The 1,775-nt window shown below is 54.6% G+C and carries 4 protein-coding genes; all 4 read left to right on the top strand.

Annotated elements, in window-relative coordinates; all coding sequences use genetic code 11:
* On the top strand, window positions 1–235 hold a 235-nt coding region (gene cgtA, locus QVO51_RS06655; protein ID WP_288167951.1), incomplete at its 5' end, for an Obg family GTPase CgtA.
* 1 nt (window position 236) lies between these two features.
* The gene (locus QVO51_RS06650) at window positions 237–641 is read left to right on the top strand and encodes a Mini-ribonuclease 3 (RefSeq protein WP_015558533.1); all 405 of its coding nucleotides are present in this window, start codon (window positions 237–239) and stop codon (window positions 639–641) included.
* A gap of 5 nt (window positions 642–646) precedes the next feature.
* Entirely contained in the window at window positions 647–1,378 is a 732-nt protein-coding gene (locus QVO51_RS06645; protein ID WP_015558534.1) for a YebC/PmpR family DNA-binding transcriptional regulator, read from the top strand.
* Between the two features lie 20 nt (window positions 1,379–1,398).
* On the top strand, window positions 1,399–1,775 hold a 377-nt coding region (locus tag QVO51_RS06640), incomplete at its 3' end, for a P-loop NTPase (RefSeq protein ID WP_288167950.1).

The raw sequence follows: 1,775 nt of genomic DNA, 5'->3' as shown, positions 1-1,775 counted from the left end.
TCGCAGCAGCGGAGATGGCAAGTTCGAGATCCAGGTGGAGGATGGGGTGTACTATGTGGACGCCAAGTGGTTTGAGCCCATCCTGCGGACGGTGGATATGGACGACTACTCCTCGCTGCAGTACTTCCAGCGTGTGCTGCAAAACAGCGGGATCATTGAAAAACTGGAGGAAATGGGCATTCAGGAAGGGGATACGGTCAATATCCTCGGCTTTGAATTTGACTATGTAAAGTGATATGCAGACACTAACGGAAAAGCAGGTCAATGCATACAGCCCCCTGGCGCTGGCGTTCCTGGGGGACAGCGTGTACGAGTGCATGATGCGCAGCCGGATCCTGGGCAGTGCAAATATGCCCAACGCCAAGCTGCATAACCTGACGATACGGCGGGTATGCGCAGAGTATCAGTCCGCTGCGGTGGATGTGATCCTGCCCATGCTGACGGAACAGGAACAGACCGTGCTGCGCCGGGGGAGGAATGCCACCGGAAACACAGTGCCAAAGCATGCGGACGTACAGACTTATCGGCGTGCCACTGCATTGGAGTGCCTGTTCGGTTATCTGCATCTTTTGGGGCGGCAGGACAGGCTGGAGGAGCTGTTTGCTCCCATCTGGAATATGGAATTACCAACGGAGGAGTGATACGAATGTCGGGACATTCAAAGTGGAACAATATCAAGCGGAAGAAGGAAGCAACCGACGCTGCCAAGGGCAAGATCTTCACCAAAATTGGCCGTGAAATCATGGTTTGCGTCAAGGAAAGCGGTCCGGATCCCAACAGCAACAGCAAGCTGCGGGATCTGATTGCCAAGGCAAAGGCAAACAATGTGCCCAACGATAACATTGACCGTGTCATCAAGAAGGCTGCCGGCGGAGACGACAAGAACAGCTATGAGTCCATGGTGTACGAGGGCTATGGCCCCAACGGCGTGGCAGTGATCGTAGAGTGTCTGACGGACAACAAGAACCGGACAGCAGGCGACGTGCGGCATTACTTTGACAAGTTCGGTGGCAATCTGGGTACCAGCGGCTGCGTCAGCTTCATGTTCTCCCAGAAGGGTGTGGTGATCCTGGAAAATACCGGTCTGGATGAGGATACCGTCATGGAGGACTGCATGGACTGTGGCGGGGATGATTTTTCCTTCGATGAGGATACGGTAGAGATCACCTGCGCACCCTCCGATCTGCATGCACTGCGGGAGGGACTGACTGCAAAGGGCTATAAGGTGCTGTCCGCTGAGGTTGAACAGATTCCCTCCACCTATACCACTCTGACAGACGAGGATCAGATCAAGAAAATGAATCTGCTGCTGGAAAATCTGGAGGATCATGATGATGTACAGAACGTATATCATAACTGGGAGATGCCGGAGGAGTAACCGGCTGAAAGGAGCATACAATGAGTGAATGCACACATGACTGCAGCAGCTGCAGCCAGAACTGCGGTGAAAGAAAGCCGGAGAGCATGCTGGAAAAGCCCCATGAACTGAGCAAGATCGGCAAGGTCATCGGAGTAGTCAGCGGCAAGGGCGGCGTGGGCAAGTCCCTGGTGACCTCCCTGCTGGCAGTGTCCCTGCAGCGCAACGAGCACAAGACCGCCGTGTTTGATGCGGATATTACCGGACCTTCCATTCCGAAGATGTTCGGAATCCGGGATAAGGCGCGGGGGGACGATATGGGTCTGTATCCGGCAAAGAGCAAGCTGGGTACGGAGATCATGTCCGTGAATCTGCTGCTGGAAAATGAAAGCGACCCGGTGATCTGGCGGGGACCCGT

The sequence above is a fragment of the Ruminococcus sp. CAG:379 genome, assembly GCF_000434255.1.
GTDB classification, from domain to species: Bacteria; Bacillota; Clostridia; order Oscillospirales; family Ruminococcaceae; genus Ruminococcus_F; species Ruminococcus_F champanellensis.
The sequence above is the reverse complement of the archived record's forward strand: the minus strand, read 5'-3'. Positions and strand labels throughout refer to the sequence as shown.